Origin of the sequence: Curtobacterium sp. NPDC088465, from assembly GCF_044753165.1 — a bacterium.
GTDB lineage: Bacteria > Actinomycetota > Actinomycetes > Actinomycetales > Microbacteriaceae > Curtobacterium.
The window spans coordinates 980,284-1,007,245 of sequence record NZ_JBIVMR010000001.1 but is presented as its reverse complement, the minus strand read 5'-3'; the positions used below and the strand labels follow the sequence as shown (position 1 = coordinate 1,007,245).

Sequence of the window (26,962 nt, the reverse complement as noted above, 5' to 3'; positions counted from 1 at the left end):
GCGATGTGAGCGGAAATGATGCGCGTTGTTTGCACCGATCACGATCGGTCGGCAGGCTGTCGGCGTCCGATCAGTCCCGATCGGCACGACCGGAGGGCTCGCGATGACCGCGAACGGTGCAGCGCTCGGCATCGACGTCGGGGGCACGAGCATCAAGGTGCGCCTGGTCGCCGACGACGGGCGGGTGCTCGAGGAGCAGCGTGTCCCGACGCCCCGGGAGGACCCGCAGGCCACCGCGCTGGCCGAGCTCGTCGCGACGCTGGGACAGCGGGCCCGGACGGTCGCCCGGCGACGGGGGACGGAACTCGGGGCGATCGGTCTGGTCGTCCCCGGGGTCGTCGACGAGGACGCCGGCCGATCGGTGCTCTCCGTGAACCTCGGCTGGCGGGACGTGCCGGTCCGGGCACGGGTCGACGACGCCCTGCGCGCGGCAGGCGTGGACGCCGTCCCGCTCGCCTTCGGCCACGACGTCCGTGCCGGAGCGCTCGCCGAGGTCCGGGCCGCCGGTCCGGGAGCGGCCCCGGGCGGTCCGCTCGCCACCGACATCGACACCGACACCGACACCGACACCGCCACCGCCACCGACACGATCGCCGCGCTCGGCCGTGGCACCGTCGCCTTCGTCCCGGTGGGGACCGGCCTGGCGAGTGCCCTGGTCGTCGACGGCCGGGTCGTGCCGGGCGGCGGGTGGGCCGGGGAGGTCGGCCAGGTCCGGATCCGGGACGGCGCGCACGCGGGCCTCCGGGTCGAGGAGGTCGCCTCGGCCGGCGCCGTCGCACGCCGCAGTGGTGCTCCGAGCGCCCACGACGCGATGCTCCGGGTGCTCGACGGGGACCCGGTCGCCCGACGGGCGTGGGACGACTGCGTCGACGTGCTCGCCGACACCCTGGCCTGGCTGACGGCCGTCGCGGGGTGCCACACCCTGATCGTCGGCGGCGGGCTGGCGCAGTCCGGGCCGCTGCTGTTCGACCCGCTGCGCGCCGCCGTCGCGGACCGCCTCGCCGGGGTCCGACTGCCCGAACTCGTGGGGGCGCGCCACGGCGATGCGGCCGGCGCCATCGGTGCGGTGCTGCTCGCCCGCCAGGCGCGAGCCGGCTCGGCGCAGGCCGGCTCCGCGCGTGCCGCGTCGGTGCGTGCCGGGTCGGTGCCGGACGTGGCGGTGACCGCGTGACCGTCCTCGTCCGCGCCCCACGGATCGTCACCGCCGCGGTCGACCTGTCGGAGGCGTGGCTCGCCGTCGAGGACGGCCGGGTCGCCGCGGTCGGCACCGGTGCGGCACCGGTGCACGACCGTGTGGTCGAGGCTCCGGGCACCGTCCTGCCGGCCTTCGTCGACCTGCACGCGCACGGTGCCCTCGGGCACGACTTCGCCTCGTGCTCGGTCGCCGAGGCCCGGGCGGCCGCCGACCACCACGCCGCGCGGGGGACCACCCGCCTGGTGGCGTCGATCGCGACGGGCACGGTCCCGGACACGGTCGCCGCCCTGCACCGCCTGCGACCGCTCGTCGACGACGGCACGCTCGCCGGACTGCACCTCGAGGGGCCCTGGCTCGCACCCGCCCGCCGGGGTGCGCACGCCGCGCAGCTGCTGCACCCGCCGACCCCCGACGAGGTCGACCTGTTCGTGGACGCCGGCGGTGCGGCGCTCCGGATCGTCACCCTCGCGCCCGAGCTCCCGGGGGCGCTCGACGCGGTGCGGCGGCTGGTCGCGTCGGGCACCGTCGTCGCGATCGGGCACACCGACGCCGACGGCGGCCAGGTCCGGGCGGCGGTGGACGCCGGTGCGACCCTCGTCACGCACCTGTTCAACGGGATGCCGCCGCTGCACCATCGTGCGCCCGGCCCGGTCGGCGTCGCGCTGTCGGACGAGCGTCTCACCGTGGAGTGCATCGTGGACGGCCACCACCTCGACCCGGTCACCGTCGACCTCGTGCGCGGAGCCGCGGGTGACCGCCTCGTGCTCGTCTCGGACGCCATGGCCGCGACCGGCTGCGCCGACGGCAGCTACCGGATCGCCGGCTCGGAGGTCGTCGTTGCCGACGGAGTCGCCCGGCTCGCGGACGGCTCGTCACTGGCGGGGAGCACGATCACGGTGGCGGACGCCGTCACTCGCTTCGTCGACGGTCGCCCGGACCGGCTGCCGGCGGCGGTGCACGCGTCCTCCGCACGGGCGGCGTCGGTGCTCGGTCTGCGTCCGCCGCTCAGCGTCGGATCCGCCGCCGACCTCGTGGTGATCGGACCCGACGGGCGGATCCACCCGCTGCCGCTCGGACCGGCCGCCTGACCGAGCGCGGCCGCCCGCCCGGGCGGCCCGTGTCACGGAGCCGGCGCCGTCGGACGGGAGGCGCGGTGCCGGCCCGCCACGTGCCTCCCGTCCGGATCAGCGACGCGCCGGCGGGCCGCACGCCGCGCCGACGACCGGACACCGGTTGCCGTCGAGCTCGTCGGTGTACTCGTCGCCGTCCCCGAGCAGCACGTGCCGGTACGCCTCGTCGTCGATCGGTTCCGCGGAGCGCACGGCAGCCTCGAGCAAGCTGTCGTCGACCTCCGGCAGGGCGCTGACGGCCACGAGCGTGTCGCCCACGACCGCGGCGACCTCGTGGCCGTGTTCGCTCGTCCGCCGCACGACCCCGCCGTCCTCGTCGCACGACGTCTCCGCCTCGGAACCGCCCCCGGGGGCGACGCCCTCGATCGGTCGGCCGCACGGCGGGGTCGTCGCCGCGAGCGTGACGACCGTCAGGTCCGATCCCGACGCGTCGCCGGGCGCGTGCGCCTCCTCGGCAGGCGAGGAGAACACCTGCAGGAACCCCGGCAGCCGCTGCTCGATGTTCGCCTCGTACACGGAGCCGTACCCGTCGGGGGAGATCGTGACGGGCCGGAAGTCCGCGCCGATGGCGACCTGCGCCCGCGCGATGGCCTGCTCGTCCCGTTGCACGTCGCTCCCGGGGACGCGGACGCCGACCGCGACGACCACCGCGACGACCGCGACCGCGGCGCCCGTCCCCAGGACGACGCCGAGCTTCCGCAGGACCCCGCGGTGCACGAGCATCGCCGGGACCGCGGCGACGACTGCGCCCACCAGGTACGGCGTGGGCGTGGACGCGAGGAGCGGGAACGTCGGCTCCGGCCCGGCGAGGGCAGCGGGCAGCAGCGCCGCGACGAGGACCGCGGGGACGAGGACGAGGCCCGCAGCACCGAGCCACGCCGTCCGGCGACGCCGGGTGGCGAGGACCGCCAGACCACCGAGTGCTCCGCACGCCACGACCGTGTGGACCAGCAGCGCCACGAGGCCGGGTACGCCGACGAAGAACGTGAGGAGGGCGGCCGCGCGCGCGAGGTGTGCGGCGCCGACGCCGATCGCCGCCGCGCCGAGCACGTGCACCCAGGGGTGCGTCCTGGTCTGCTCGCTGGTCGCGTCGCCCACGCTGTGCCCCCGTCCGTCGGACCCCCTGTCCGACCGAGCCGATCCTCGCACGCCGCGCGTCGGTCACGGTGGGGACGGGTCGTCAGCGGGGCGAGGGTCGGAACCAGCGGATGAGCTCGCGGAGCGCCGGCAGCGAGCTGATCTGCGTGCCGTCCGCGGCGTCGAGGTCGTCGAAGGTCGTCCGGTAGCCCGGGGCCTGCTCGACGTCGGTGTCCTCGGCCGGGTAGCCCATCGTCCACTCCGGGAACTGCCGCTCCTCGATGAGCTCCTCGGTGAGCACCGTGACCTTGGTGTGCCGGTCGTCGTGCTTGATCGTCGCCATCTTCGCGCGGACCGCCTGGTCCGGACCCTCGAGCAGCTGCAGGAAGTAGCCGTTCCGGAAGAGCAGGACGCCGGTGATGTCGTTCTCCGCGTTCGCCCGCCGACTCTGCGCGAGCAGGCCGGCGAGGTCGTCGTCGTCGAGGGATCGGGTGGCGACACTCGAGTAGATGAGGGACAGCATCGGGGCTCCTTGGTGGCGGTCGTGCCGGGTCCGTCAGTCAACTCCGCGGCACCCGTGCGTCCACGGACCACCGGGGGACGAGCGGACAGGCCGACGTCGCACGGCCGTCGGCTCTGGGAGGCTGGTGCCATGGACCCCGTCATCGTCATCGGAGAAGCCCTGGTCGACGTGGTCGACCGCCCCGATGGGCGCGTCGAGCACCCGGGCGGGAGCCCGATGAACGTCGCCGTCGGCCTCGCTCGCCTCGGCCGGGCCGCACGGCTCGTGTGCGCGCTCGGCGACGACGACCACGGCGGTTCGATCCGGGCGCACGTCGGCGCGAGCGACGTCGAGGTCGACGCGACCGCGATCGAACGCACCTCCACCGCCGTCGCGACGATCGGCGACGACGGCGGTGCGTCCTACGAGTTCGACCTCGACTGGCGCCTCGACCCGGTGCAGGTGCCGGTCGGCACGCCGCTCGTGCACGTCGGCTCCATCGGTGCTGTGCTGGAGCCGGGAGCACGGACCGTGCTCGAGGCGCTCCGCACCCGCCCGACGGACGCCCTCGTCTCCCTCGACCCGAACGTCCGTCCGTCGATCACGCCCGACCGGGATACCGTGCTCGCCACCCTCGAACCGCTGTTCGCCGAGGCCGACGTGATCAAGCTCAGCGACGAGGACGCCGCGTGGCTCTGGCCGGACCGCAGCGTCGACCAGGTCCTCGACGGGCTGCTGGCGCACGGGGCGGCGCTCGCCGCGGTGACGCTCGGCGGCTCGGGCTGCGCGATGGCGTCCGCCCGCGCGCGGACCACCGTGCCGGCGCCGCGCGTCGAGGTCGCGGACACGATCGGCGCGGGTGACTCGTTCATGGCGGGGCTGCTCGCCGGCGTGCTCGCACGGGGATCCGCGCCCACCGGCCTCGACACCGACGAGCTCGGACGCCTGGCGTCGCTCGCGCTGGCCTGTGCCGCCGTCACGGTGTCCCGCCCGGGCGCGGACCCGCCCGTCCGGGCCGAGCTCGACACGGACGCCGCCGGGGTCCTGGGCGCCTGACCGCTCGTCGCCCGGCCGCACGCCCGGACCGAACGTGCGGGGCAGCGACGGGTGCTCGCCACGGATGAGCCTCGCGTCGCCCGCACAACGGGGAGCACGTGGCGCCGCGGATCGACCTGGCGCGAGGTGCTCCCGGTTGTGCGCGAGCACATCGCACCGGCGGCCGACCGCGTGCCCGCTGACCGCCCGACCACCGACCGCGTGACCGCTGACCGCCCGACCACCGACCACCGACCGCGCGACCGCTGACCGATCGACCACCGACCGCCGACCGCTGCGGCCCGCGCGGGCGCACGGCCGCGCACCGGCCGGGCCCCCCGCCGTCAGGCGTGCGCGGCGAGGAACGCGTCGGTCTCCGCGGCCGTCGGAGCCGTCGCCGGCCCCCGCCGTGTCACCGCGAGTGCCGCCGCGGCATTGGCACGCCGGACCGCGTCGACCAGCGAGAGCCCGCGCGCCAGGGCAGCGACGAGCACGCCGCCGTGGGCGTCACCCGCGCCGTTCGAGTCCACCGCGTCGACGGGGAACCCGGGCACCAGGACCGGGGCGCGCCCCGGCTCGGCGACCCAGCAGCCCGCTGCGCCGTCACGGGCCAGCGCGGTGCCGCGGGCGGACGCGGCGATCGCCGCGACCGCCTCGGGGAGTCCCGCGGCGGTCGGTGCCATGAGCCGTGCCTCCCGGCCGTTGGCGCTGACCACGTCCGCGCGCGCCGTGACGGGGCCGAGCACCGCCGGGGGCAGCGTGTCGACCAGCGGTGACGGGTCGAGCACGACACGGACGGAGTCGGGCACCGTCGTCAGCCAGTCGGCGATGGCCGGACCGTTGACGGCGTGCGCGAGGCCGTAGCCGGAGACGACGACCGTGTCGTCCGGCCGGAGCGCGACGCGGTCGAGGTCCGCGCGGCCGAGCCGGCCCTCGGCGCCGACGCTCGTCACGAAGGTGCGCTCGGTGGAGGCGTCGACGAGTGCGACGCAGTACCCGCTGTCGACGTCGTCGAGCCCGGGCTGCAGGACCTCGACGCCCGAGTCGACGAGCGCCGCCCGGACGACGTCGCCGAACGGCCCGGTGCCGTACTGCCCGGCGAACACCACGGGCAGGCCGTCGCGGACGGCGGCGACCATCGTGTTGAGCCCGCCGCCCGCGGTGATCTCCGACGCCGAGGCGATGACGTCACCGCCGGGCTCGGGGATCGCGTCCACGCGCATGACGATGTCGACGACGACGTTGCCGACCGAGACGAGGCGGCTCACGCGCGCTCCTCGGGAGCGTGCAGCTGGCCGCGGGCACCGCCGGTGAGCAGGTACACGAGGGCGGCGACGACGAACGTCACGATCCACCCGAGGCCGTTCGCGCCGATCCAGCTGTCCGAGAGTGCTCCGACGAACACGGGGTCCGCGTCGCCGACCTGCACCGAGGTGAAGAGGAAGCCGACGACGATCGCGACGACCCAGGCGGCGAGGGCGCCCCAGGCGACGCCGCCGCGGTACCAGTAGCGGCCTCCGGCGCGGAGGTCGAGCAGCGCGGCCGGGTCGTACCAGCGTCGCTTCGCCATGTCGGCGATGAACACCCCGAGCCAGGCGGTGATCGGCACCGCGAGCACCGAGATGAACGTGATGAAGGGCGCGTAGAAGCCGTCGGCGACGAGCATGAAGTACATCGCGCCGAGGGTCGTGACGACCACGTCGACGGCGACCGCCCACACGCGGGGCACCTTGATGCCGAGGGTCAGCGTGGTGAGGCTCGCCGAGTACACCGACAGGTGGTTCGACAGCAGCAGTCCGCCGAAGGCCGCGACCAGGTACGGGATCGCCATCCAGCTCGGCAGCAGGTCGCGGATCGCCGCGACCGGGTCACCGGCCTGCGCGAGGGTGGGGTCGCCGGCGGAGACGAGGGCGCCGAGACCGACCAGGACCACGAGGGGGATGCCCGCGCCGGCGGCGCTGGCGCTGATCAGGGCGCCCGCCTTCACCGAGGTGCGCGTGTACCGGGCGATGTCCGCACCGGCGGTCGCCCACCCGATGCCGGTGCCCGCGGCGATGGTGCCGATGCCGATGACCATCGCGGCGACCGGGCCCGCGGGCTGCGACCCGACGACGTCCCAGTCGACACGGAGCACCAGGAACACGGCGACGAAGACGTTGAGGGCGCCGAACACCCACGTCGCCCACTTCTGCACGGCGACGATGAACGCGTGGCCGAGCCCGGAGACGAGCACGGTCGCGACGACGAACACGAGGATGGCGACGATCGTCAGCACCGGGTTCGCCTTCGCGTCGCCGTCGGTACCGAACAGGATCGTGAAGAGCGACAGCAGCACGAAGGCCGCGGTCGTCGTGTTCACGGTCTCCCAGCCGAGGCGGGAGAGCAGTGACACCGCGGTCGGTCCGATGTTCCCGCGCACGCCGAACACCGCGCGGCTCAGGGTCAGACCGGGAGCCCCGCCGCGGCGTCCGGCGATGGAGATCACCCCGACGACCGCGAAGGACCCGGCGGCGCCGATCACCGCGACGACGAGCGCCTGCCAGATCGTCAGCCCCTGGAACGCCACGAGGGTCGCACCGAGGGGGAGTCCGAGGATCGAGATGTTCGCGGCGAACCAGACCCAGAAGAGGGCCCCGGGGGCGCCGTTCCGCTCGTCGTGGGGCACGGGCTCGATGCCGCGCTGTTCGACGCTCGTCAGCGTGCCGCTGGAGAGCGTGCCGCCGGAGCGCGTGGTGGTGTCCTGGGCCATGGGGTCCTCTTACGTCATCGGAAGGGTGCTGCGGGGGAGGTGGGGTGCTGCGGGGGAGGTGAGGGTGCCGCGGGGAGCGGGTGCTGCGGGAGAGCGGGGTGCTGCGGGGAGGGGTGGTGACCGGGCGGCGGCGGAGGGGGGACCGCCGCCGTCCGGCGTCGGGTCAGGCCCGGTGACGGAGCGCGAGCAGTCCGTCGACCAGCGGGCCGAGCTCGAGGTGGTTCACGGTCGTCACGGTGGTGACCGCGTCGACGGGCCAGGCGTCCGGACCGTGCACGGCACCGAGCACGGCACCGGCCATCGCGGCGATGGTGTCCGTGTCGCCGCCGATCGACGCGGCCGTGCAGAGCGTCTCCCAGGGGTCGAGGTCGAGCGCCACGAGGGCGAGCGCTGCGACGACCGACTCCTGGCTGGCGACGCTCGTGCCGACGAGCTGCGACACGGTGTCGATCCGGTCGTCGGCGGGGACGGTCGGCAGGAAGCCGCGCGCCCAGGTCGTCCTCGCAGCGATGTCCGCGCCCGCGACCCAGTGGCCGCGGCCCGCACCGATCGTGGCGGCCGCGACCGCGGCGTCGAGCGCCTCGGTCCGGGAGGCGCCGCCGACGCCCGCGCTCACGGCGGCGGCGACGGCGCTCGCCCCGGCGATGCCGATCCCCGTGTCGTGGGTGACGCGCGACGCGTCCTGCACGGCGTCGACCAGACGGACGAGGTCACCGGAGGGCACGGCGATCCCGACCGGCGCGATCCGCATCGCGGCGCCGTTCGTCGTCCCCGTCGACCCGGCTTCGGACGCCGGGACGCCGTCGAGGATGCGCTGCACGGCCGTCTTCGTGCTGGGGCCGAGCAGGTCGAGCGAGCCCTTGGCCTGCATCGCGCGTTCCCAGGCGATGAGCGCCTCGGCGAAGCGGGTGGGGTCGATGTGCCCCTCGCCCTCGACGAGGAGCTCGGCGACCATGACCGCCTGCTCGGTGTCGTCGGTGATCGTGCCCGCGGGCATGCCGGCGGCGATCCGCTGGTGCGGTCCGGCGTCGACGAACCCGGAGATCGTGCCGTGGTCGGCTCGGATCTGCGCGAGCGACATCGACTGCGTGGGCATGCCGAGGGCGTCGCCGATCGCGAGGCCGGTCAGGGCGGCGAGGGCGTGGGTCTGGTCGTTCACGGTGTCCTGTCCGGTCGTCATCGTGCGGTCCCGAAGCGCATGTGCAGGCGGAAGCGGTCCGGGTCGAGGAGGCTGTCGACGCGCTCGACGAACGCGCCCTGGGCGGTGCGCGAGTCACGTCGGCTCCGGAGGAACGGGGTCCCCTCGGCGCGGTCGAGCAGGCGGGCGTCCTCGGCGTCGAGGGGCACGACGTCGACCCACTGCTCGGCGCTCGCCGGCACGAGGCCGGCCTCGGCGATGGTCGCCGTGAGCGAGTCCTCGACCAGTCCGTCGGTCGGTGCAGCGGCCAGGCGGCCGACGGCGGGCAGGATGCTCCGCTCGAGCGACACCGGCCGCCCGCCCACGACGGTGCGCAGCCGGTCGACCGCGACGAACGCCGCGTCCGCAGCGTCGACCTCGACCTGGAGGCCCGGGTCGTCCACGCGGGCGAGTCGCAGGATGCGGGTGGTCACCTCGGTGCCCGAGGTGGCGATCGACCGCGCCCAGCCACCCCGCGGGTCGAGGGCGGCGCCGTCGAACGTGACGACCGAGCCGACGCCCCCGTGGGTCGAGATGTACTCGTCGTCGGCCAGGTCGGCGAGGGCGGCGCGGACGGTGCCGCGGCTCACCGCGAAGCGGGCGGCGAGGTCGTGCTCGCCGGGCAGGCGCTCACCGGCGCGGTACCGGCCCGTCGCGATCGCGTCGCGGAGGGCGTCGGCGACGAGACGTCGCTTCGATGAGACGGGCATGGACAGGAGTGTACATGTACAACGCCTGTCCAGTCGCCGAGGCGATCACACGACGGACGGGAGGCGCGGTGCCAGCTGGCACCGCGCCTCCCGTCCTCGTGTCCGTGCGTCCGGGGACTAGACCAGTGCGGTGAACGACGCGTCGCGCACGAGCAGCGTCGCCGCGTCGCCCTCGACGGCCTGGTCGTGGTCGCTCGACAGGCCGAGCGACCACGTGCCGCCGCCCGGCTTCTCGGGCAGCGTGAACTCGACGGTCGTCCCCGAGGCGTTCAGCAGCACCGCGACGGTGTCGTCGCCCTGCTGCAGCACCAGGATCACCGCGCGGTTGCCCGCGTCGGCCCAGTCGCCGTCCTCGAAGCCCTGCGCGTCCGCCCGGAGCACCTGCACCGTCGACTCCGAGTCGCCGGGGGCCGTGCGGTACCAGAGCGGGCGGAGCGCCTCGTGCTGCTTGCGGAACGCGATCGCCGCGGTCGTGAAGGCGAGCAGGTCCTGGTCGGCGGCCTCCCAGTCGAACCACGAGATCTCGTCGTCCTGGCAGTACGCGTTGTTGTTGCCGCCCTGCGAACGGGCGATCTCGTCGCCACCGAGCATCATCGGGATGCCCGCGGAGAGCATGAGCGTGCCGAGGAAGTTCCGGCGCTGGCGGTCGCGGTAGTCGTTCACCGCGCCGTCGTCGGTCGGGCCCTCGATGCCGCCGTTGAACGACGTGTTGTTGCTCTCGCCGTCGTTGTTGTCCTCGCCGTTGGCCTCGTTGTGCTTCTCGGCGTACATCGTCAGGTCGGCCAGCGTGAAGCCGTCGTGCGCGGTGACGAAGTTCACCGAGCAGAGCGGGGAGCGACGGGAGCCCTCGTACACGTCGGGGGAGCCGAGCGTGCGCTGCACGGCGTCGCCGAGCGTGCCCTCGTCGCCGCGCCAGAACGCGCGGAGGTCGTCGCGGTACTTGCCGTTCCACTCCGACCAGTCGGCCGGGAAGCCGCCCACCTGGTAGCCGGCAGTGTCCCACGGCTCGGCGATCATCTTGACCTCGCGGAGCACCGGGTCCTGGTGGATGATGTCGAGGAACGCGGAGTGCTTCTCGGCCTCGCCGTCCTGGCGGGTGAGCGTCGTCGCGAGGTCGAAGCGGAAGCCGTCGACGTGCATCTCCTCGACCCAGTAGCGGAGCGAGTCCGTGATGAGCCCGAGCGCGGACGGGTGCGACACGTTGAGCGAGTTCCCCGTGCCGGTCGTGTCGAAGTAGTTCGCCTCGTCACCCTCGACCAGGCGGTAGTACGACTGGTTGTCGATGCCCTTGAAGGACAGCGTCGGGCCCATGTGGTTGCCCTCGGCGGTGTGGTTGTAGACGACGTCCATGATGACCTCGAGCCCCGCGGCGTGCAGGGCCTTGACCATCTCCTTGAACTCGGTGACCTGCTGGCCCGCCGTGCCCGAGGACGAGTACTCGTCGTGCGGTGCGAAGAAGCCGATGCTGTTGTAGCCCCAGTAGTTGCGGAGGCCCTTGTCGGCCAGGGTCGAGTCCTGCACGAACTGGTGCGTCGGCAGCAGTTCGACGGCCGTGACGCCCAGGTCGGTCAGGTGCTTGATCGCGGCCGGGTGCGCCAGGCCCGCGTACGTGCCGCGGATCTCCTCGGGCACGTCCGGGTGCTGCTTCGTGAAGCCCTTGACGTGCACCTCGTAGACGACGGTGTCGCGGTACGGGGTGTGGAGCAGCGTGTCGCCGTCCCAGTCGAACTCGCGGTCCGCGACGACGGACTTCGGCATGGCGCTCGCCGAGTCGGTCTCGTCGATCTGCTCGGGGTCCTCCATGTCGTGGCCGAAGAGGGCCTGGCCCCACTCGTACGAGCCGTCGACGGCGGTCGCGTAGGGGTCGAGCAGGAGCTTCGCGGCGTTGTGGCGCAGGCCGTTCGCCGGGTCCCAGGCGCCGTGCACGCGGAAGCCGTAGCGGGTGCCGACGGTCACGTCCGGCACGACGTCGTGGAACGTGTAGCCGGTGCGGTTGCGGAGCTCGGTGCGGTGCTCGGTGCCGTCCTCGTCGAAGCGGCAGAACTCGACCCGCTCGGCGGTGCTGGAGAAGAGCGCGACGTTGGCGCCCCCGTCGACGAGCGTGACGCCGAGCGGGGTGCGGGAGGAAGTGGTCATGCTCCCACTTGTAGTGGTCGGCGACTGTGTCCTCGGGTCGGTGACGTACCCCGGACATGCCGGACCGACGACGGACGGGAGGCGCGGTGCCAGCTGGCACCGCGCCTCCAGACCGTCACGTCGTCACGTCGTCACGTCGCCACGTCAGACCGTGGCGGTCGCCTCGTCGCGGTGCGGGAGCTTCCAGCCCGGGCGCACGAAGTGGCAGGTGTACCCGGCGGGGTACTTCTCGAGGTAGTCCTGGTGCTCCTCCTCGGCCTCCCAGAAGTCGCCAGCGGGCTCGACCTCGGTGACGACCTTGCCCGGCCAGATGCCGGAGGCGTCGACGTCCGCGATGGTGTCGAGTGCGACCTGGCGCTGCTCGTCGTTCGTGAAGTAGATCGCCGAACGGTAGCTGCGACCCACGTCGTTGCCCTGCCGGTCCTTCGTGGACGGGTCGTGGATCTGGAAGAAGAACTCGAGCAGGTCGCGGTACGAGATCTGCGACGGGTCGAAGACGATCTCGACGGCCTCGGCGTGGTCGCCGTGGTTCCGGTACGTGGCGTTCGGGAAGTCGCCGCCGGAGTAGCCGACGCGCGTGCTGATGACGCCGGGTCGGCGGCGGAGGAGCTGCTGCGCTCCCCAGAAACACCCGCCGGCGAGGATGGCGGTCTCGGTCGTGGTCATGCTGGCCTCCTGGGCGTCGTCGTTGCCGCTGGCTGCGGCATCACCGGGTGCAACCGGCGACCCCGGGCGCGTGTTCCCGGGTCGTGGTCCATCGTGCGCCCCGGTCGTCGGTGCACGGACGGCCCACGTCCAGCCGAGCGCCACCGCGGGTGCGTCAGGCCCCGGCGCCGCCGTCCACCGGGATGCTCGCTCCGGTCACCATCGAGGCCCGGTCGCTGAGCAGCCAGGCCGCCACCTCGGCGACCTCCTCGGGGCGGGCCATCCTGCCGAGCGGTACCGAGGCGTCGATCTGCTCCGTGATCCCCGGGGTCGCCGCCTCCCACGCGGCGATCATGTCCGTCGCGGTGCCGCCCGGGGTGATGCCGTTGACCCGGATGCCCTCGGGCGCCCACGTCACGGCTGCCGTCTCGGTGATGCTGTTCAGGGCGCGCTTCATCGCCCCGTAGGCCGGCAGTGCGGGGTTGGCCCGGCGGCTGCCGATGCTCGACGTGTTCACGATCGCCCCGCCGCCGGAGCGGCGCAACAGGGCGGCCTCGGCGGTCATCGCGACCCAGTGGCCCCGGAAGTTGACCGCGAACTGGGTGTCGATGTCCTCGTCGCTCGTGGCGTCCAGCGGGCCGGGCTGCTGGATCGCGGCTCCGTTGTTGAAGGCGCCGTCGAGTCGCCCGTGCAGCTCGTCGACCCGGTCGACGGCGGCCCGGATGCTCGCCGGGTCGGCGAGGTCGAGCACGACGGCGTCCGCGGTGCCGCCGGCGTCGCGGATGCCGGAGACGACGGCGTCGAGTGACCCGGTGCTCCGCGCCGCGAGCACGACGGCGGCGCCCTCGTCGGCGAAGAGCCGGGCGGCGGCGGCACCGATGCCGCGGCTGGCGCCGGAGACGAACACGACCTTGCCGGTGAGCAGGCCGTTCGGACGGGTGGTGGTGTGATCGTTCATGCCGTCAGCGTCCGTCCCGCGGTGGCCGCGCAGCCAGGTACACCCGGTACCAGGACGCGACGTGCCCGCGGGGGGAGGATCGGGACATGGACAAGCAGGAGCTGGCCGCGTTCCTCCGCGCACGGCGCGAGCGGTTGCGGCCGGAGGACGTCGGGCTCCCGTCGGGGACCCGCCGGCGCACACCCGGGCTGCGCCGCGAGGAGGTCGCCGTCCTCGCCCACATCTCCACCGAGTACTACGTCCGGCTCGAGCAGGCACGAGCCCCTCGGCCCTCCGCCGAGGTGCTGGCCGGCATCGCGGGGACGCTGCGCCTCACCGACGCCGAGTCCGACCACCTCCACCTGCTCGCCGGGACCGCCCGGACACGGACCGCGAGCATCCGGCGTCAGGTGCGGCCGAGCATCCTGGCGGTCGTCGACCGTCTGCCGCTGACCGCTGCGATCGTGCTCGCCGCCGACTTCGAGGTCCTCGCGTGGAACCCCCTGGCCGCCGCGCTCCTGGAGGACTTCGCCCTGCGGGACCGTCGGGGCCGCAACCTCGCCCGGCAGGCCTTCCCCGTCGGCGGGACGGGCGGGGCGTCCGAGCCGCCGTACGGCATCTCCGACGGCGCCGAGTTCCGGCACCAGGTGGTGATGCAGCTGCGGACGACGCTCGCGCAGCACCCGACGGACGTGGAGGTGATCACGCTCGTCGACGAGCTCCGGACGGGGAACGCGGAGTTCGCGCGGCTCTGGTCACGACACGACGTGCAGCCGGCTCCGGTGCTCACGAAGACCTTCCACCACCCGTCGGTCGGGCCGGTCACGGTCGACTGCGACAGCCTCGCGCTCGTCGACGGCGACCAGTTCCTCGTGCTCTACACCGCGGCGCCGGGATCCGCCGACGCCGATGCCCTCGCGCTCCTCGGGATGCTCGCCACGCAGACTGCCGAGCGCGGCTGAGCCACGACGGGCCGGCGGTGACGACGTCGGTGGACGCGGTGCGCACCCGTCGACCCCGCACGTGCGTGTCGTCCTGCGATCGCCTACCATTCGAACACACGTTCGAATCGGGAGGTCGGGATGATGTTGACGCACGAGGTCGCCACGGTGTGGTGGGAGCGCGGGGTGCCGGACCGGATGGTGTGGCGGGACCGACGCTGGCGGGTGAGCGACAGTCCGACGCGACTGACCGCGACGGCGGAGTTCTTGCCGTCGGCGATGACCCACGCGCCGGAGCGCACGGTGGGGTGGCGCTTCCAGGTCAGCGCCGAGGGGGACGCCGTCGTCGTCGACATCGTCCCCGAGGGCGACGGCTGGGTGGTCGCGCGGACCTGGCGCTGATCGCGAGCGAGTTCGTCCACCCGGCCCGCCGGTGCTCAGCGGGTGAGCGCGTGCGCCAGGCCGCGGACGAGCACCGCGCGTGCGCGATCGGTCGACGTGCCGTCCGGGTCGCCCCACGCCGCGCGCCCGAGGCCGTCGACCAGGGCGAGCACCGCCTCCGCCGCCACCGCGGTCGGTTCGGCGAGCTCGACTCCGTGCCGCGCGGTCCAGCGGGTGATGCCGGCCGCCACCCCGTCGCGCCAGAGGGCTCGCTCGGCGGCGACGAGTGCGTCGTCACCGTCGAGGGCGGTGCCGCTGACGGCCTCGAGGAGGCGGAAGCGTTCGGGCTCCCGGCGCACCAGGTCCAGGTACGCGGCCACTCCGGCATCGATCGCGTCGGCGAGGTCGTGCCGCGCATCGGCAGCGGCGAGCACGCGGGGGAGGACGTCCCGTGCCTGGCGTTCGAGGAGCGCGACCACCAGGTTCCACCGCGCGCCGAAGACGTAGTGCACCACTCCGTGCGCCACGCCGGCGCGCTCGGCGACCGCCCGCGTGGTGAGGCCGGTCACCCCGTGGTCGCGCACGACGAGGGCAGCCGCGTCGAGGAGCTCGTCACGCCGTTCCCCTCGGGGGCGGTACGACCGCGTCTGCTGGTCCTGTGTCATCACAGGAAGCGTACGGGGCGTCCGCAGGAGTGGTCGGCAAGCTGATCTGGCCAGCTGGCCGAAAGTGGAGGAGTCCCCGTGTCGATCACCGTCCGTCCCGCATCCCCGTCCGAGGTGCCCGCCGCCGCGACCGTGCTCGCCGAGGCCTTCGCCGCCGACCCCGTCCTCGGTGAGGTCCGACCGCCGCGTCCGGGCGAGGACCGGGTCGTCGTGCTCGGCGCCCTCTTCGCCGCGCTCGTCCGGGCCGTCCCCGATCGCGCCCGGGCGCTCGACGTCGCGGTCGACGAGGGCCGGCTGCTCGGCGCCGCGTTCTGGCAGGCGCCTCGGCCGCACGTCGGCGGCACGCTGGCGTTCGTCCGGCAGGTCCCGGCACTCCTCCGGGTCCTCGGGACCGGCGGTGCCCTCCGCGCGCTGCGGCACCTCCGACGGATGGACCGCGCCCGCCCCGATGCGCCGCACTGGTACCTCGCCGAGATCGGTGTCGCTGCCGCGGCCCGAGGTCAGGGGGTCGGCGGGCTCCTGCTCGACCACGCGCTGCGCCGGGTCGACGCCCTCGCGCAGCACGCGTACCTCGAGTCCTCGACGCCGCAGAACCGCCGGCTCTACCGTCGCCACGGCTTCGGGGACGGTGCGCCGATCACCGGCTTCCGGGCGGCCGCTCCGGTCTCGATGTGGCGACCGGCGGTCGGTTGAGCCGCGACCGACGGACGGACGGGAGGCGCGGTGCCAGCCGGTACCGCGCCTCCCGTCCGTCGGGTGGTGACGTCGGCCGTCAGGCGACCGCGATCTCGTTGGGGACGCCCGGCAGCTCGTCGCTCGACGCGACGACCTCCCCGGTGGTGAGGTCCACCGCGTGGATCTTCCGCTCGGTCGGGTCGGTCACGTACGCGACGTCACCCGCGACCTTCAGTGCGGGGTGGGCGTCCTGCCACTCGGTCGGACCCTCCCAGGCGTCGAGGACGTCGAACGTGTCGATCGGCTCGCCCGTCTGCTCGTCGAAGGTGTGCAGGGCGCCGTCGGAGCCGAGGATCACGGCTTCGTCACCGGGACCACGCGCGATGTCGCGGAAGGTGAAGCCCACACCCTCGGGCATGTCGGCCACGCGGTACTCGCCCGACGCGGCGTCGATGAGTGCGACCTGGTCGAGCAGGTAGCCCTCGCTGTCCGGGTCGTCGTTGTAGTCACCGACGGCCACGGACGAGTCCTCGGTGGTGAACAGGTTGCCGGTGCGGCCGTACTCGGTCGGGGCGTCGATCTTCGCGAAGGCGCCGTCCTGGTAGACGAGGGCGCCGTCGGTGCAGCCGAAGACCGCGACCTCGCCCTGCACCGCTCCCTCGCCGTGCACGTTCGGGCACTCCTCCGAGCGGGCGAGCTCGGTGCCGTCCTCGTCGAGGGCGCGGACGCCGGTGCGCTCCTCCTCGGTGCCGATCGTGCTGAGGAGCGTGCCGTCCTCGAGCACGATCGCGACGCCGTGGTGTGCCGCCTCGGACTCCGTGGTCTCCACCTCGGGCAGCGTGGCGCCGTCGAGGTCGTCGTGCTCGAACACCGTGACGTCACCGCTGCCGTCCGCGAAGAGCGCGGTCTTCTCGCCGTGCACGACCGCGTGGCCGCCGGTGTCGGCCGGGAAGACGGCGTCGGTCAGGGCCGGGTCTGCGGCGGTGTCGAGGACCCGGAAGCCCTCGGGCACCGTGACGAGCACGTGGCGGCCGTCCCCGGCGGGGTTCACGCGGGTGAAGCCGTCGATGCTGTCGTCGGCGACGACCCGCAGGTCCTGGTCGAGGGTGAGCAGGCCGCCGTCGTACGTGAGGACGATGCGGTCGCCCTCGGCGGATGCGGCCTCCGTGGTGCGGGTGCCCTCGGCCTCCGCGTCGGCGGGGCCCGTCGAGCAGCCGGTGAGGACGAGGGCCGCGGCGCCGAGCAGGGCTGCGGGCGCGAGCGTGGTGCGCAGAGTTGTCATGCCGTTCACTGTACTGATTCTCATTCTCAATTAGAAATCGACAGGCCGTCGACGATCGCCGCCGTGTTCGACCGCATCATCCCGAGGTAGGTCGAGGCGACACCGTCCTCGGTCAGCGCCTCGGTGGCGAGCGGACGGATCGCCACGTGCACGTCCACCTCGTCCGCCAGCACCTCGGCCAGCCGTGCGGGCTGCGAGAGGTCGGCGAAGATCGTCGGGACGCCCGCCTCGTCGATCGCCGACGCGAGGTCGCGCAGGTCCGCCGCGCTCGGCGATGCCAGGGTGGTCCCGCTCGGGATGACGGCGCCGACGACCCGGAAGTCGTACCGGTCCGCCAGGTACCCGAACACGTGGTGGTTCGTCACGAGTGCCCGTCGGTCCTCCGGGATGCCCGCGAACGCGTCGGACATGTCCGTGTCGAGCGTGGCCAGCTCGTCGAGGTACGCGTCGGTCCCGCTCGGCTCGACGCCCGCGTCCCGCAGGGCGTCGTCGAGGGCCTCGACGACGTCGACCATGCGTGCGGGGTCGGTCCAGAGGTGCGGATCGGGGCCGCTGTCGTCCTCCGTCGTCCACTCGAGCGCGTCGACGTGCTCGCCGGCCGTGAACACCGGGACACCGTCGGAGGCGGCGGCCTCCACGTGGCGGGCGATGCCCTCCTCGAGCCCGAGCCCGTTCTCGACGACGAGGTCGGCGCTCCGGAGCCGGGCGGCCTCCTGCGCGGAGACCTCGAACGAGTGCGGGTCGGCGCCCGCCGGCATGAGGACCATCACCTCGGCCGCGTCCCCGACCACCTCGGTGACGACGTCGCCGAGGATGTTCGTCGTCACCGCGACGACCGGGCGGTCCGACCCGGCGGACGAGCACCCCGCCGCCGCCGCGACGAGTCCGGCGGCCACGGCCAGCGCGGCGGTGGCGCGGAACCGGCGGGTCACAGTCCGACCTCGGCGAACGCGACGGGCGCCGCGGCCAGGTCGATCGACCGCGCGAGGCGTGCACCGTCCGCGAAGTCGATCTCGTGCACCTGCTGCCCGGAGGCGTCGGCGACGTAGGCGCGCTGGGCGTCCAGCTGCAGGAGCGGCTGCTCGCCCGGGTCGAGCAGCGGTTCGGTGGTGGCGACCGTGCCCGTCGTCGCCGCGATCACCACGACTCGACCCTGGTCGTCCACGCCGACGACGTGCTCGTCCTCGTCGTCGACGGCCGTCACGGCGCGCAGGGGCCGTTCGGTCTCGACGAGTCGCCAGGTGCCCTCGCGGCTGTCGAGCAGCCACGCGCCCCGGTCGCCGGCGAGCCCGGCCACCGTCGGTCTACCCGCGCGGGCGGAGAACTCCGTCGGGCGTGCGGCCCCGTCGGGCAGCGCGACGGTGGTGGTCCCGCCGTCCTCGCCGAGGACGACCGCCCCGTCCGAGCAGCCGACCACGGCGCCGGCCCGGGTGACGATGCCGCCCGCGGGGTCGGTGCACGCGGCCTCGGCGCCGGTCGGCTCGCCGTCGGCGTCGAGCACCCGGACGCCGTCGTCGGTGCCCGCGACCAGCTGCTCGCCGAACGGCAGCAGGACGGTCGCGTCGATCCGGACGGTCTCCTCGACGTCGCCCTGTCCGAGTGCGGCCCGGTCGAGGACGACGCCCTCGCCATGCTCCGGCCAGGTGATGGTCGTCATCGTCTCCGACGAGTGCACCTCGACGGGCCCGCCGCCGTCGATCGAGCCCACCACGCGCGGTTCGGCCGCGTAGTAGTGCGTGTGGTCGCCGTGGTCGACGGTCCACGAACCGCCGTCGACGATCGTGGTGCGGTCCTCGGTGCTGCTGACGAGGAACCGCCCGTCGGTCGCGGAGTGCTCCGGTGCCTCGACGTCGTCGAGCGCCGTGGTCTCGCCGCTCAGCAGGTCGTGCACCGCCGTCTCGCCGGCGGCGGACACGGCCAGGAGGCGCACCTGCGGCTCCTGCGCCTCGCTCGCGCCCTCGACGTAGCCGTGGGGCTTCGCCGTGCCGGTCGCGTCGTCGGCAGCTGGTCCGGTGGTGCCCGTGGTCGAGCAGGCGGTCAGGCCGAGCGCGAGTCCGGCGGCCACCGCTGCGGTGGTCATGCGTCGCGCCGCGACGCGACGGGTGGTGGTGGTGGGGTTCGTCATGCTCCCTCTCGTGGTGCTGGTGTGGTCGTGGTCGTCCGCCGCCCCCGGTGCGGCAGCAGGGCGGCGAGGGCGCGGGAGACGGCGACGCCCGCGACGGCGACCGCCGCGATGCTCGCACCGGCGGCGGTCCCCGCGTGCCAGGAGACGAGCAGGCCGGTGGTGACGGCGGCGCTGCCGATCACCGCGGCGAGGAGCATGGTCGACCCCACCTGCCGGGTCCAGGCCCGGGCCGCGGCGGCGGGCGCGAGCAGGAGCCCGACGACCAGGAGCGTCCCGACCGCGCGGTAGGACGCGACGACCGCGAGCGTGACGAGCCCGACGAGCACGACCTCGGCCAGTCGGGGACGGAGGCCGAGCGTCGCCGCCTTCCGGACGTCGAAGGCGGCCGCGGTGAAGGGCCGGTGGAACGCCGCGGCGAGGACGAGTGCGACGGCGACCGCGACGGCGAGCCCACCGATGTCGGTCCGGGTCACGGCGAGGACGTCGCCGAACAGGATCGCGGTGACGTCGGTGGCGAAGGACCGGGACGAGGACACGATGATGACCCCGAGGGCGAGCATGCCGACGAACAGCAGCCCGATCGAGGTGTCGTACGACAGCCGGGCGCGACGACGGAGTGCGCCGACGCCGACCACCATCACGCCCGCGCTCACGGCCGCTCCGAGCACGGCGGGGATCCCGGTGAGGGTGGCGACCGCGACGCCCGGGAGCATGCCGTGTGCGAGTGCCTCGCCGAGGAACGCCATGCCCCGCACGAGCACCCACGTGCCGACGACCGCGCAGAGGACCGCCGCCAGGGTGCCGCCGACGAGGGCGCGCAGCATGAAGTCGACGGAGAACGGGTCGGTCAGCCAGGTCATGCTGGGAGACGCTACATGAAAACGACTATCGATACTGATAGCGTGCTCAGGTGCTCACCACCGCGGTTCCCCCTGCCCTCGAGGTCACGCACCTCGTCGTCCGACGCGGTGACCGGACGGTGCTCGACGGTCTCGACGCGACGTTCCCCGCCGGGGTCGTCACGGCGCTCACCGGACCCAACGGATCCGGCAAGTCGACGCTGCTCGACGCGCTCGCCGGAGTGGTGACGCCCGTCGGCGGGGCCGTGTCGGGCCTCCCGTCCGGCGGAGTGGCGTACGTGACCCAGGCGGTCCCGCCGTCCGCGCTCCCGCTGACCGTGCGGTCGACCGTCGCGATGGGGCGCTGGCGGGCACGGCCCTGGTGGCGACCGCTCGGACGGGCGGACCACGCGGTCGTCGACGCGCAGCTGGACCGGATGGGCATCACCGACCTCGCCGACCGGCCGCTCGACGAGCTGTCCGGCGGGCAGCGGCAGCGCACGCTCGTCGCCCTCGGTCTCGCGCAGCGCGCGCCGGTCCTGCTCGTCGACGAGCCGACGGCGGGCGTCGACGCCGGGTCGGCGGCCCTCGTGACGGCGGCGCTCGCCGCGGAGGCCGCCGCGGGTGTCGTCGTCGTCCACGCGGCGCACGACCCGGTCGCGATCGCCGCTGCGGACCGGGTCGTGGCCCTGGGCTGACGGCTCCGCCGGGACCGCCGTCAGGCCGACTGATCGAGGGCAGTCCGCGCTGCTGCCACCACCGCCGCGTCCGTGACGGTGTGGCCGGAACCGTCGTCGCCGCTGCCCATCGGGACGCCGTCGTGACCGCCCACGACCGACCGCTTGGCGGAGAGGTGCACCGCGGCGACCCCGGTCGCGACCAGTGCTCCGATGTCCCGCGCGTGGACCCCGGCCCCCGCCATCACCTGCACGGGCCCGGCGGCGTCGACCATGCGCGCGATCGTCGTCGCTCCCGCCGGAGCGCTCGCGGCGCCGCCGGAGGTCAGCACCCGCGTGACGCCGAGGTCGGCGAGCCGCGCGACCGTCGCGACCGGGTCGGCGGCGTGGTCGACCGCGCGGTGCAGGGTGACCTCGGCGTGTGCGGAGACCGAGCGGGTGGCGGCCACGAAGCGGCGGAGGGCGTCCTCGTCGAGGGTCCGGTCCGGGCGCAGGGCACCGACCACCACCCCGGCCGCTCCCGAGCGCAGGACCGTGCGGACCTCCCGCTCCATGAGCGCGAGCTCGTCGTCGTCGTACGTGAAGCCCCCGGGGCGGCAGCGCACCAGGGCGTGCGCCGGGATCCCGGTCTCGTGCGTGGCCTCGACCAGGGCCTGCGAGGGCGTCAGGCCGCCCAGCTCCAGGCCGATGCAGAGCTCGACCCGGTCGGCGCCCCCGTCACGGGCGACCAGGGCCCCGGCGGGCGACGTCACGGCGATCTCGAGGGCGACGGTCATCAGGCGGCTCCGAGGGGTTCGTTCGACGGCGGCACGATGCGCGCGGACAGGTCCGGCGGCGTCGCGAACTCCCGATCGTAGGGGAACAGCGGCCGCTCGATCCGGTGGTGCCCGAGGCGGAGCAGGTCCTGGTCGACCCCTCCCGGAGTGAGCGCCAGCATCCAGTCGGCCGCCATGTCGAAGAGTTCCGGCTCGAGGTAGCCGATCTTCACGACGACGACGTCGGCCCGACGCGGGTCGAGGTCGAGATCGGTGAAGTCGTGCTCGTGGTGGTACGGCTTGCGGAGCGTCGTCAGGATCGCGAAGACGCTGCCGACCTGCAGCACGACCTCGGTCTCGGCGTCCCGGTCGCCGTGCTTGACCGCGTGCACCCGGCCGGTCATCGTGATCGGCCCCGCGTGCACGTCGTCGACCTCGGCGCCCGCCGTCACCGTCACGGTCGCACCGACCCCGGCCGCGACCGCCTCGGCGACGGCGGCCGGGCCGGGGACGCTCGCGTAGATGACGGTGGGGCCGTCAGGGGTGGCGAAGGCCGGGTGTGCGAGCACCTGCGTGAGACCCCAGGTCATGTCACCGGAACCGCCGGCGGTCGGGTTGTCACCGGAGTCCGACACGAAGAACGGACGCGCGGTCCCGGGTGCGAGGGCGGCGGCGAGGCACTCGTCGAAGGAGCCCGTCGGTGCCACGAACACGAAGTCCTCGCGGGCGTCCCAGAACGCTCGGGCCAGGCGCTCGGCGCCCGCGGCCACGACGTCGCGGTCCCACCCGGTGACGACGGTGACGGCACGGTCGCGGGGCTGGTCGGCCCAGGCGTACCCGACCCAGATCGCGGCGTCGAGGACGCCGTCCTCCTGCTCGACCTCCGGTACCTGCCCGTAGATCGACGCCGCGGGCTCGATGCGGGTCGACGTCTGCTCGCCGGGCAGCAGCACCGGGATCGGGATCCACGCCTTCACCGGGCGCTGTCCTCCGACCGGCCTGGTGGCGAGCACGTCGACCAGGTTCCGGACCGCGCGCTCCTTCGTCTCGAGGGCGTCCTCGTGCGGGGCCATGCGGTAGCAGGTGACGAGGTCCACCTGGTGCGCGAGTTCCCGCGTGACGTTGCCGTGCAGGTCCATCGATGCCGACACGATGACGTCCGGCCCGACGACCGCGCGGATGCGGCCGAGCAGGTCGGTCTCGGCGTCGTCGAGCCCCTCGACCACCATCGCGCCGTGGATGTCGTACCAGAGGCCGTCGACCGGCCCGATCGCCGTCAGGCGCGCGACGATCTCGTCGGCGAGTTCCTCGTAGGCCTGCCGGGCGACGACCCCGCCGGGCAGTGCGTGGCCGATGAGCGCCCCGCGGAAGTCGGCTGAGTCCGCGTACGACGCCAGGAACGGGTACCGCGCCACGACCTCGTCACCGCGGTCCGGGTGGAAGGCGGGCGCGAGGGTCCGGGTGGGCGTGAAGGTCGAGGTCTCGATCGCGAGTCCGGCGATCGCGATCACCGGGCGACGTGCGTCCGGAGCGGCGGCGGTGACGGCGGGGTCGGGCACTGGATCAGCATAGGGAGCGGTCACGGAGCCCCGGTGTCGGTGGAAGTGCGGACTGGCGCGGCCCCCGGACGAGGGTCAGGATGACCGCAGTTGCATCCTGCAACGGTGCAGGAGCCAGGAACAGAGGAGTCCCCGTGAAGCACACCCTCGCAGCGGCGTTCGCCGCCGTGGCCGTCGTCGCCGGCGGCGTGTTCGCCGCCACCCCCGCCTCCGCGCTGCCCGCGGGCACCGAGGTCGTCGGCGGTGAGAAGGCACCCACCACCACCTGGGCCGTCCAGCTCGAGGCGTCCGGCGGCACCATCCCGTCCGGGTACGTCAGCAACTGCACCGGCGAGCAGATCAACGCCTCGTGGATCGTCACCGCCCGCCACTGCATCGACGGCATCGGCGCGATGAACGTCTACCACTCGAACTCCACCACGAACCGCGGCACCGCCGTCGCGATCGACCGCGTCAGCGCCGCGCCGGCCGGGGACATCGCGCTCGTGCACCTGCGCAGCACCTACGCGCTGTCGACCTACGCCCCCCTCGATCTGACCGCCGCGGCGAAGTCGAGCGGGACCGGCGTCATCCAGGGTTACGGCCTCCGCGCGAACGCGCAGCAGTCGGACGCGCTGTACCAGGCGACCGTGTCGCTCACGGGTGCGACGCGCGACGCCTACAGCGGCAAGGCGCAGCACGTCACCGGCGTCACCGGAGCGTCGAACCACGGCGACTCCGGCGGCCCGCTCCTGGTCAACGGCAAGGTCGTCGCGGTGTGCTCCACCGGCGACAGCGCCGACCCCGGTGCGGACACGACGGCCGGGTCGAACTACGCACTGCTGTCGCAGTCGTCCTCGTGGATCCGGTCGACGGCGGGCGTCTGACCGACCCGACCCACCGATGGACGGGAGGCTCCCCACCAGCTGGTGGGGAGCCTCCCGTCCGACACGTGGTGACGTCGGCGGCGTGGGTGCTCAGGCGCCGTGTGCCTCCTCGGCGACCGGCTGCCACTCGCGCCACGTCGCGAGCCGCGACTCGTAGTCCTGCTCGGCGATGCCGAGCGGCGCCTTGCCGAAGAAGACGCGCAGCGGCGGCTGCTCGGCGTCGACGACCTTGAGGATCGCCGAGCGGGTCGCCTCGGGCTTGCCCGGGTCCGATGCGGACGGACGCTTCGAGGCGGCCTCGCGGACGTCCGCGTAGGCGTCGAGCTCCTCGCTGTGCTTCGAGGACGGACCGGACCAGTCGGTCGAGAAGCCGCCCGGCTCGACGAGGGTGACGGAGACGCCGAACCCCGAGACCTCCTGCGACAGGGACTGGGACAGGCCCTCGAGCGCCCACTTCGACGCGTGGTACGCGCCGACCGTCGGGAACGCGCTGATGCCGCCGATGCTCGAGACCTGCACGATGTGGCCCGAGCCCTGCTCGCGCATGATCGGCAGTGCCGCCTGCGTGACCCAGAGCGCACCGAAGAAGTTCGTCTCGAGCTGCGCGCGGACCTCGTCCTCGGTGAGCTCCTCGACCATGCCGAAGTGGCCGAAACCCGCGTTGTTCACGACGACGTCGAGCCGTCCGAAGTGCTCCGCGGCCTGCTGCACCGCAGCGGTGTCGGCGGCCTTGTCGGTGACGTCGAGCCGGATCGCCAGGAAGGTGTCCGGGTACTGCTCGACGAGTGCCTGCACGTCGTCGGTGTCCCGGGCAGTGCCCGCGACGGAGTCCCCGCGCTCCAAGGCGGCCTCCGCCCACTCGCGGCCGAAGCCCTTCGATGCTCCGGTGATGAACCAGGTCTTGGCCATTCGCTGCCTCCAGTTGCTGATCGGGTGACCGCGAGCAGGCAACGCCCGTCGCCCGGGTGCGACCTGGGTGCCCGGGTGACAGCGGGGCACAGGAGGGGCGCAGCGGTGTGGACGACCGCCCTCGACCGTGCAGCTGGGGATGACCATCGGGCACGTCCGCCTTCGCACTACCGTCACCCGACATGCGCGTGGGTGTGTACGTCGACGGCTTCAACCTCTACTACGGAGCTCGGGCGCTGAGCGGTGCTGCCCCGGGTTGGCGGTGGCTGGACCCTCGAGCGCTGGCGCAGCGTCTGGTCGACGGACCCGGGGCGGCATGGTCCGGTGAGGTCGAGCGTGTCGTCTACTGCACCGCCCGCATCAGCGGAGCGGGGAACGAGGACGACCAGCGGGACCAGGACACGTACCTGCGCGCGCTCCGCCTGGCCGGGGCCTTGGACGAGCTCACCCTCGGACAGTACGTCACCCGCGTGGCAACGGCGCCGCTCGCCGTGGCGGACCGCCGCGGGCGACCTCGGCTGGTCCGCGCAGACTGGCCGCTGCAGGTGCGGGACACGTCGGACCGGGACGTGCCGTCCGCGTCGTTCATGGTGTCCGTGGCGAGGCGCGAGGAGAAGGGTTCCGACGTCAACGTGGCGTCACATTTGCTGATCGACGTCCTCACCGATCGGGTCGATGCCGTGGTCGTCGTCACCAACGACAGCGACCTCGCCTTCCCGCTCGCGCACGCGCGGACGCTGGTGCCGGTGGGCACCGTCAACCCGACGCCGGGCTTCACGGCGGGCAAGCTCCGGGGCGAACCGGCCGAAGGTGCGGGGGGCCACTGGTGGTGTCGCTTGACAGCGACGGACGTCGCAGCGGTGGTCCTGCCGGAACGGATCGCTCACCTCCGACGCCCTGATGGATGGTGACGGGACTGTGTATCTGGTACATTAGCAGGACACCACCCGGCTCCTCAGGGGCCGGGTCTTCTCTTCCTCGTCCAGGTTCCTTCCTCGAGGGTCTCGAGCCCACCGAACCCACCCGGTGCTGCTGGACCGGCACGGAGCAGCTCGCGAGCACCATGGCCCCATGAGCCAGTACGAGAAGCGCGACCCGAACTCCCTCTACCCGAAGCCGCCGTTCCCGAAGCAGGAGCAGTCGCTGCCGGGTGCCGCGTGGAAGATGGACCCGGAGCCCGACCACGGCGAGCAGAGCTACGTCGGCAAGGAACGGCTGACCGGCTTCCGCGGCATCGTGACCGGTGCGGACTCGGGCATCGGCCGCGCCGCCGCCATCGCGATGTCCCGTGAGGGTGCCGACCTCGTCCTCTCCTACCTGCCCGACGAGCAGGAGGACGCCGAGCAGGTCCGCGACCTCCTGGAGTCCGAGGGCCGCAAGGCCGTCCTCGTCCCCGGGGACATCTCCGACGAGCAGTACTGCAAGGACCTCGTGCAGAAGGCGGTCGACGAGCTCGGCGGGCTCGACACCCTCGTCATGGTCGCCGGTCGCATGGACAGCAACGACGACATCCTGTCGCTGACCACCGAGCACTTCGACTCGACGTTCAAGACGAACATCTACTCGCTGTTCTGGCTGACGCAGGCCGCAGTGCCGCACCTCGAGCCCGGCTCGACGATCGTCACCACCGGCTCGATCCAGGCCGCGACGCCGTCACCGGACAAGATCGACTACGCGATCTCGAAGAGCGCGGTCAAGACCTTCACCGAGGCCGTCGCGCAGCAGCTCGCCCCGAAGGGCATCCGCGTGAACTCGGTCGCGCCGGGTCCGGTGTGGACGCCGCTGCAGCCCGGCTCTGACGACGCGGAGACCGTCGCGCACTTCGGTGAGCAGTCGCCGTTCGGTCGCCCGGGCCAGCCCGCCGAGCTCGGTGCCGCGTACGTGCACCTCGTCAGCCCGGAGTCGAGCTACCAGTCCGGTTCGACCGTCACGATCGCCGGTGGGACGCCCGCGTTCTAGACAGGACCAGCAACGGACGGGAGGCGCGGTGCCAGC

The 26,962-nt window shown here is 73.7% G+C and carries 27 protein-coding genes; 10 read left to right on the top strand and 17 right to left on the bottom strand.

Features of this window, described 5'->3' with window-relative positions; all coding sequences use genetic code 11:
- The first annotated feature begins 103 nt into the window (after positions 1-103).
- Together ACIP6W_RS04605 and ACIP6W_RS04600 are read left to right on the top strand one after the other, a co-directional pair.
- Positions 104-1,171 (top strand): ROK family protein, encoded by a 1,068-nt coding sequence (locus ACIP6W_RS04605; protein ID WP_400428480.1) that lies wholly within the window; start codon positions 104-106, stop codon positions 1,169-1,171.
- Positions 1,168-2,283, top strand: a complete 1,116-nt coding sequence (locus ACIP6W_RS04600; RefSeq protein ID WP_400428478.1) for an N-acetylglucosamine-6-phosphate deacetylase — start codon at positions 1,168-1,170, stop codon at positions 2,281-2,283. Before ACIP6W_RS04605 ends, ACIP6W_RS04600 begins: the two co-directional genes overlap by 4 nt.
- Positions 2,284-2,379: 96 nt before the next feature.
- Here the strand turns inward: ACIP6W_RS04600 and ACIP6W_RS04595 are convergent, their stop codons facing one another.
- Together ACIP6W_RS04595 and ACIP6W_RS04590 are read right to left on the bottom strand one after the other, a co-directional pair.
- A complete protein-coding gene (locus ACIP6W_RS04595; protein WP_400428476.1) occupies positions 2,380-3,423 on the bottom strand; it encodes a hypothetical protein in 1,044 nt (347 codons plus the stop codon).
- Between the two features lie 82 nt (positions 3,424-3,505).
- Complete coding sequence (locus ACIP6W_RS04590) at positions 3,506-3,925, bottom strand: BLUF domain-containing protein (protein ID WP_066651524.1); 420 nt, start codon at positions 3,923-3,925, stop codon at positions 3,506-3,508.
- A 129-nt stretch (positions 3,926-4,054) separates the two neighbouring features.
- Between ACIP6W_RS04590 and ACIP6W_RS04585 the strand changes: the two genes are divergently transcribed.
- The gene (locus ACIP6W_RS04585) at positions 4,055-4,960 is read left to right on the top strand and encodes a carbohydrate kinase (protein WP_400340375.1); all 906 of its coding nucleotides are present in this window, start codon (positions 4,055-4,057) and stop codon (positions 4,958-4,960) included.
- Between the two features lie 323 nt (positions 4,961-5,283).
- Here ACIP6W_RS04585 and ACIP6W_RS04580 read toward each other — a convergent pair whose 3' ends face one another.
- From ACIP6W_RS04580 to ACIP6W_RS04550, 7 genes are all read right to left on the bottom strand, one after another.
- Positions 5,284-6,207, bottom strand: a complete 924-nt coding sequence (locus ACIP6W_RS04580; RefSeq protein ID WP_209684538.1) for a PfkB family carbohydrate kinase — start codon at positions 6,205-6,207, stop codon at positions 5,284-5,286.
- Complete coding sequence (locus ACIP6W_RS04575) at positions 6,204-7,688, bottom strand: cytosine permease (protein ID WP_251154264.1); 1,485 nt, start codon at positions 7,686-7,688, stop codon at positions 6,204-6,206. The genes ACIP6W_RS04580 and ACIP6W_RS04575 overlap by 4 nt, the downstream gene beginning before the upstream one ends.
- A 163-nt stretch (positions 7,689-7,851) precedes the next feature.
- Positions 7,852-8,868: an ADP-ribosylglycohydrolase family protein gene (locus tag ACIP6W_RS04570; RefSeq protein ID WP_400428474.1), complete on the bottom strand. Its 1,017-nt coding sequence runs from the start codon at positions 8,866-8,868 to the stop codon at positions 7,852-7,854.
- Positions 8,865-9,575 (bottom strand): GntR family transcriptional regulator, encoded by a 711-nt coding sequence (locus ACIP6W_RS04565; RefSeq protein WP_400428472.1) that lies wholly within the window; start codon positions 9,573-9,575, stop codon positions 8,865-8,867. Before ACIP6W_RS04565 ends, ACIP6W_RS04570 begins: the two co-directional genes overlap by 4 nt.
- A 117-nt stretch (positions 9,576-9,692) precedes the next feature.
- On the bottom strand, positions 9,693-11,711 hold the full coding sequence (gene glgX, locus ACIP6W_RS04560) for a glycogen debranching protein GlgX (protein WP_326497196.1): 2,019 nt from the start codon (positions 11,709-11,711) through the stop codon (positions 9,693-9,695).
- Positions 11,712-11,855: 144 nt separating this feature from the next.
- Positions 11,856-12,377: a peptide-methionine (S)-S-oxide reductase MsrA gene (gene msrA, locus ACIP6W_RS04555; RefSeq protein WP_400428470.1), complete on the bottom strand. Its 522-nt coding sequence runs from the start codon at positions 12,375-12,377 to the stop codon at positions 11,856-11,858.
- Between the two features lie 154 nt (positions 12,378-12,531).
- Positions 12,532-13,314, bottom strand: coding sequence for an SDR family NAD(P)-dependent oxidoreductase (locus ACIP6W_RS04550; RefSeq protein ID WP_400428468.1), 783 nt, complete (start codon positions 13,312-13,314; stop codon positions 12,532-12,534).
- Positions 13,315-13,400: 86 nt separating this feature from the next.
- On the opposite strand from ACIP6W_RS04550, the gene ACIP6W_RS04545 reads away from it, so the two are divergent.
- Both ACIP6W_RS04545 and ACIP6W_RS04540 read left to right on the top strand, forming a co-directional pair.
- Entirely contained in the window at positions 13,401-14,255 is an 855-nt protein-coding gene (locus ACIP6W_RS04545; protein ID WP_400340902.1) for a helix-turn-helix transcriptional regulator, read from the top strand.
- A gap of 120 nt (positions 14,256-14,375) precedes the next feature.
- Positions 14,376-14,636 (top strand): hypothetical protein, encoded by a 261-nt coding sequence (locus ACIP6W_RS04540; protein WP_066651540.1) that lies wholly within the window; start codon positions 14,376-14,378, stop codon positions 14,634-14,636.
- Positions 14,637-14,671: 35 nt separating this feature from the next.
- Here ACIP6W_RS04540 and ACIP6W_RS04535 read toward each other — a convergent pair whose 3' ends face one another.
- Positions 14,672-15,280, bottom strand: coding sequence for a TetR/AcrR family transcriptional regulator (locus ACIP6W_RS04535; protein ID WP_066651542.1), 609 nt, complete (start codon positions 15,278-15,280; stop codon positions 14,672-14,674).
- 78 nt (positions 15,281-15,358) lie between these two features.
- Here ACIP6W_RS04535 and ACIP6W_RS04530 point away from each other — a divergent pair, with 78 nt between their 5' ends.
- Positions 15,359-15,973 (top strand): GNAT family N-acetyltransferase, encoded by a 615-nt coding sequence (locus tag ACIP6W_RS04530; protein ID WP_400428466.1) that lies wholly within the window; start codon positions 15,359-15,361, stop codon positions 15,971-15,973.
- Between the two features lie 79 nt (positions 15,974-16,052).
- Here the strand turns inward: ACIP6W_RS04530 and ACIP6W_RS04525 are convergent, their stop codons facing one another.
- The 4 genes from ACIP6W_RS04525 to aztB are packed head-to-tail and all read right to left on the bottom strand — an operon-like array spanning position 16,053 to position 20,222.
- Positions 16,053-17,237 (bottom strand): hypothetical protein, encoded by a 1,185-nt coding sequence (locus tag ACIP6W_RS04525; RefSeq protein WP_245172018.1) that lies wholly within the window; start codon positions 17,235-17,237, stop codon positions 16,053-16,055.
- Between the two features lie 26 nt (positions 17,238-17,263).
- A complete protein-coding gene (locus tag ACIP6W_RS04520) occupies positions 17,264-18,169 on the bottom strand; it encodes a metal ABC transporter solute-binding protein, Zn/Mn family (protein ID WP_400428464.1) in 906 nt (301 codons plus the stop codon).
- Positions 18,166-19,362: an ABC transporter gene (locus ACIP6W_RS04515; protein WP_400428462.1), complete on the bottom strand. Its 1,197-nt coding sequence runs from the start codon at positions 19,360-19,362 to the stop codon at positions 18,166-18,168. Before ACIP6W_RS04515 ends, ACIP6W_RS04520 begins: the two co-directional genes overlap by 4 nt.
- The gene (gene aztB, locus ACIP6W_RS04510; RefSeq protein ID WP_400428460.1) at positions 19,359-20,222 is read right to left on the bottom strand and encodes a zinc ABC transporter permease AztB; all 864 of its coding nucleotides are present in this window, start codon (positions 20,220-20,222) and stop codon (positions 19,359-19,361) included. The genes ACIP6W_RS04515 and aztB overlap by 4 nt, the downstream gene beginning before the upstream one ends.
- A 50-nt stretch (positions 20,223-20,272) precedes the next feature.
- Between aztB and ACIP6W_RS04505 the strand changes: the two genes are divergently transcribed.
- A complete protein-coding gene (locus ACIP6W_RS04505; RefSeq protein ID WP_209684508.1) occupies positions 20,273-20,899 on the top strand; it encodes a metal ABC transporter ATP-binding protein in 627 nt (208 codons plus the stop codon).
- A 20-nt stretch (positions 20,900-20,919) separates the two neighbouring features.
- On the opposite strand, the gene ACIP6W_RS04500 is transcribed toward ACIP6W_RS04505, so the two are convergent.
- Together ACIP6W_RS04500 and ACIP6W_RS04495 are read right to left on the bottom strand one after the other, a co-directional pair.
- Positions 20,920-21,654: a copper homeostasis protein CutC gene (locus ACIP6W_RS04500; protein WP_066651553.1), complete on the bottom strand. Its 735-nt coding sequence runs from the start codon at positions 21,652-21,654 to the stop codon at positions 20,920-20,922.
- Positions 21,654-23,192 carry a M81 family metallopeptidase gene (locus ACIP6W_RS04495; RefSeq protein ID WP_066651555.1) on the bottom strand — a complete coding sequence of 513 codons (1,539 nt, stop codon included), beginning with the start codon at positions 23,190-23,192 and terminating at the stop codon, positions 21,654-21,656. Before ACIP6W_RS04495 ends, ACIP6W_RS04500 begins: the two co-directional genes overlap by 1 nt.
- 134 nt (positions 23,193-23,326) lie before the next feature.
- Between ACIP6W_RS04495 and ACIP6W_RS04490 the strand changes: the two genes are divergently transcribed.
- Positions 23,327-24,058: a trypsin-like serine protease gene (locus ACIP6W_RS04490; protein WP_251154252.1), complete on the top strand. Its 732-nt coding sequence runs from the start codon at positions 23,327-23,329 to the stop codon at positions 24,056-24,058.
- A 90-nt stretch (positions 24,059-24,148) separates the two neighbouring features.
- Here the strand turns inward: ACIP6W_RS04490 and ACIP6W_RS04485 are convergent, their stop codons facing one another.
- A complete protein-coding gene (locus ACIP6W_RS04485; protein WP_251160003.1) occupies positions 24,149-24,967 on the bottom strand; it encodes an SDR family oxidoreductase in 819 nt (272 codons plus the stop codon).
- A gap of 182 nt (positions 24,968-25,149) precedes the next feature.
- Here ACIP6W_RS04485 and ACIP6W_RS04480 point away from each other — a divergent pair, with 182 nt between their 5' ends.
- Both ACIP6W_RS04480 and ACIP6W_RS04475 read left to right on the top strand, forming a co-directional pair.
- Complete coding sequence (locus ACIP6W_RS04480) at positions 25,150-25,878, top strand: NYN domain-containing protein (RefSeq protein ID WP_251160002.1); 729 nt, start codon at positions 25,150-25,152, stop codon at positions 25,876-25,878.
- 160 nt (positions 25,879-26,038) lie between these two features.
- Positions 26,039-26,926, top strand: a complete 888-nt coding sequence (locus ACIP6W_RS04475; protein WP_209684395.1) for an SDR family oxidoreductase — start codon at positions 26,039-26,041, stop codon at positions 26,924-26,926.
- Positions 26,927-26,962 lie beyond the last annotated feature (36 nt).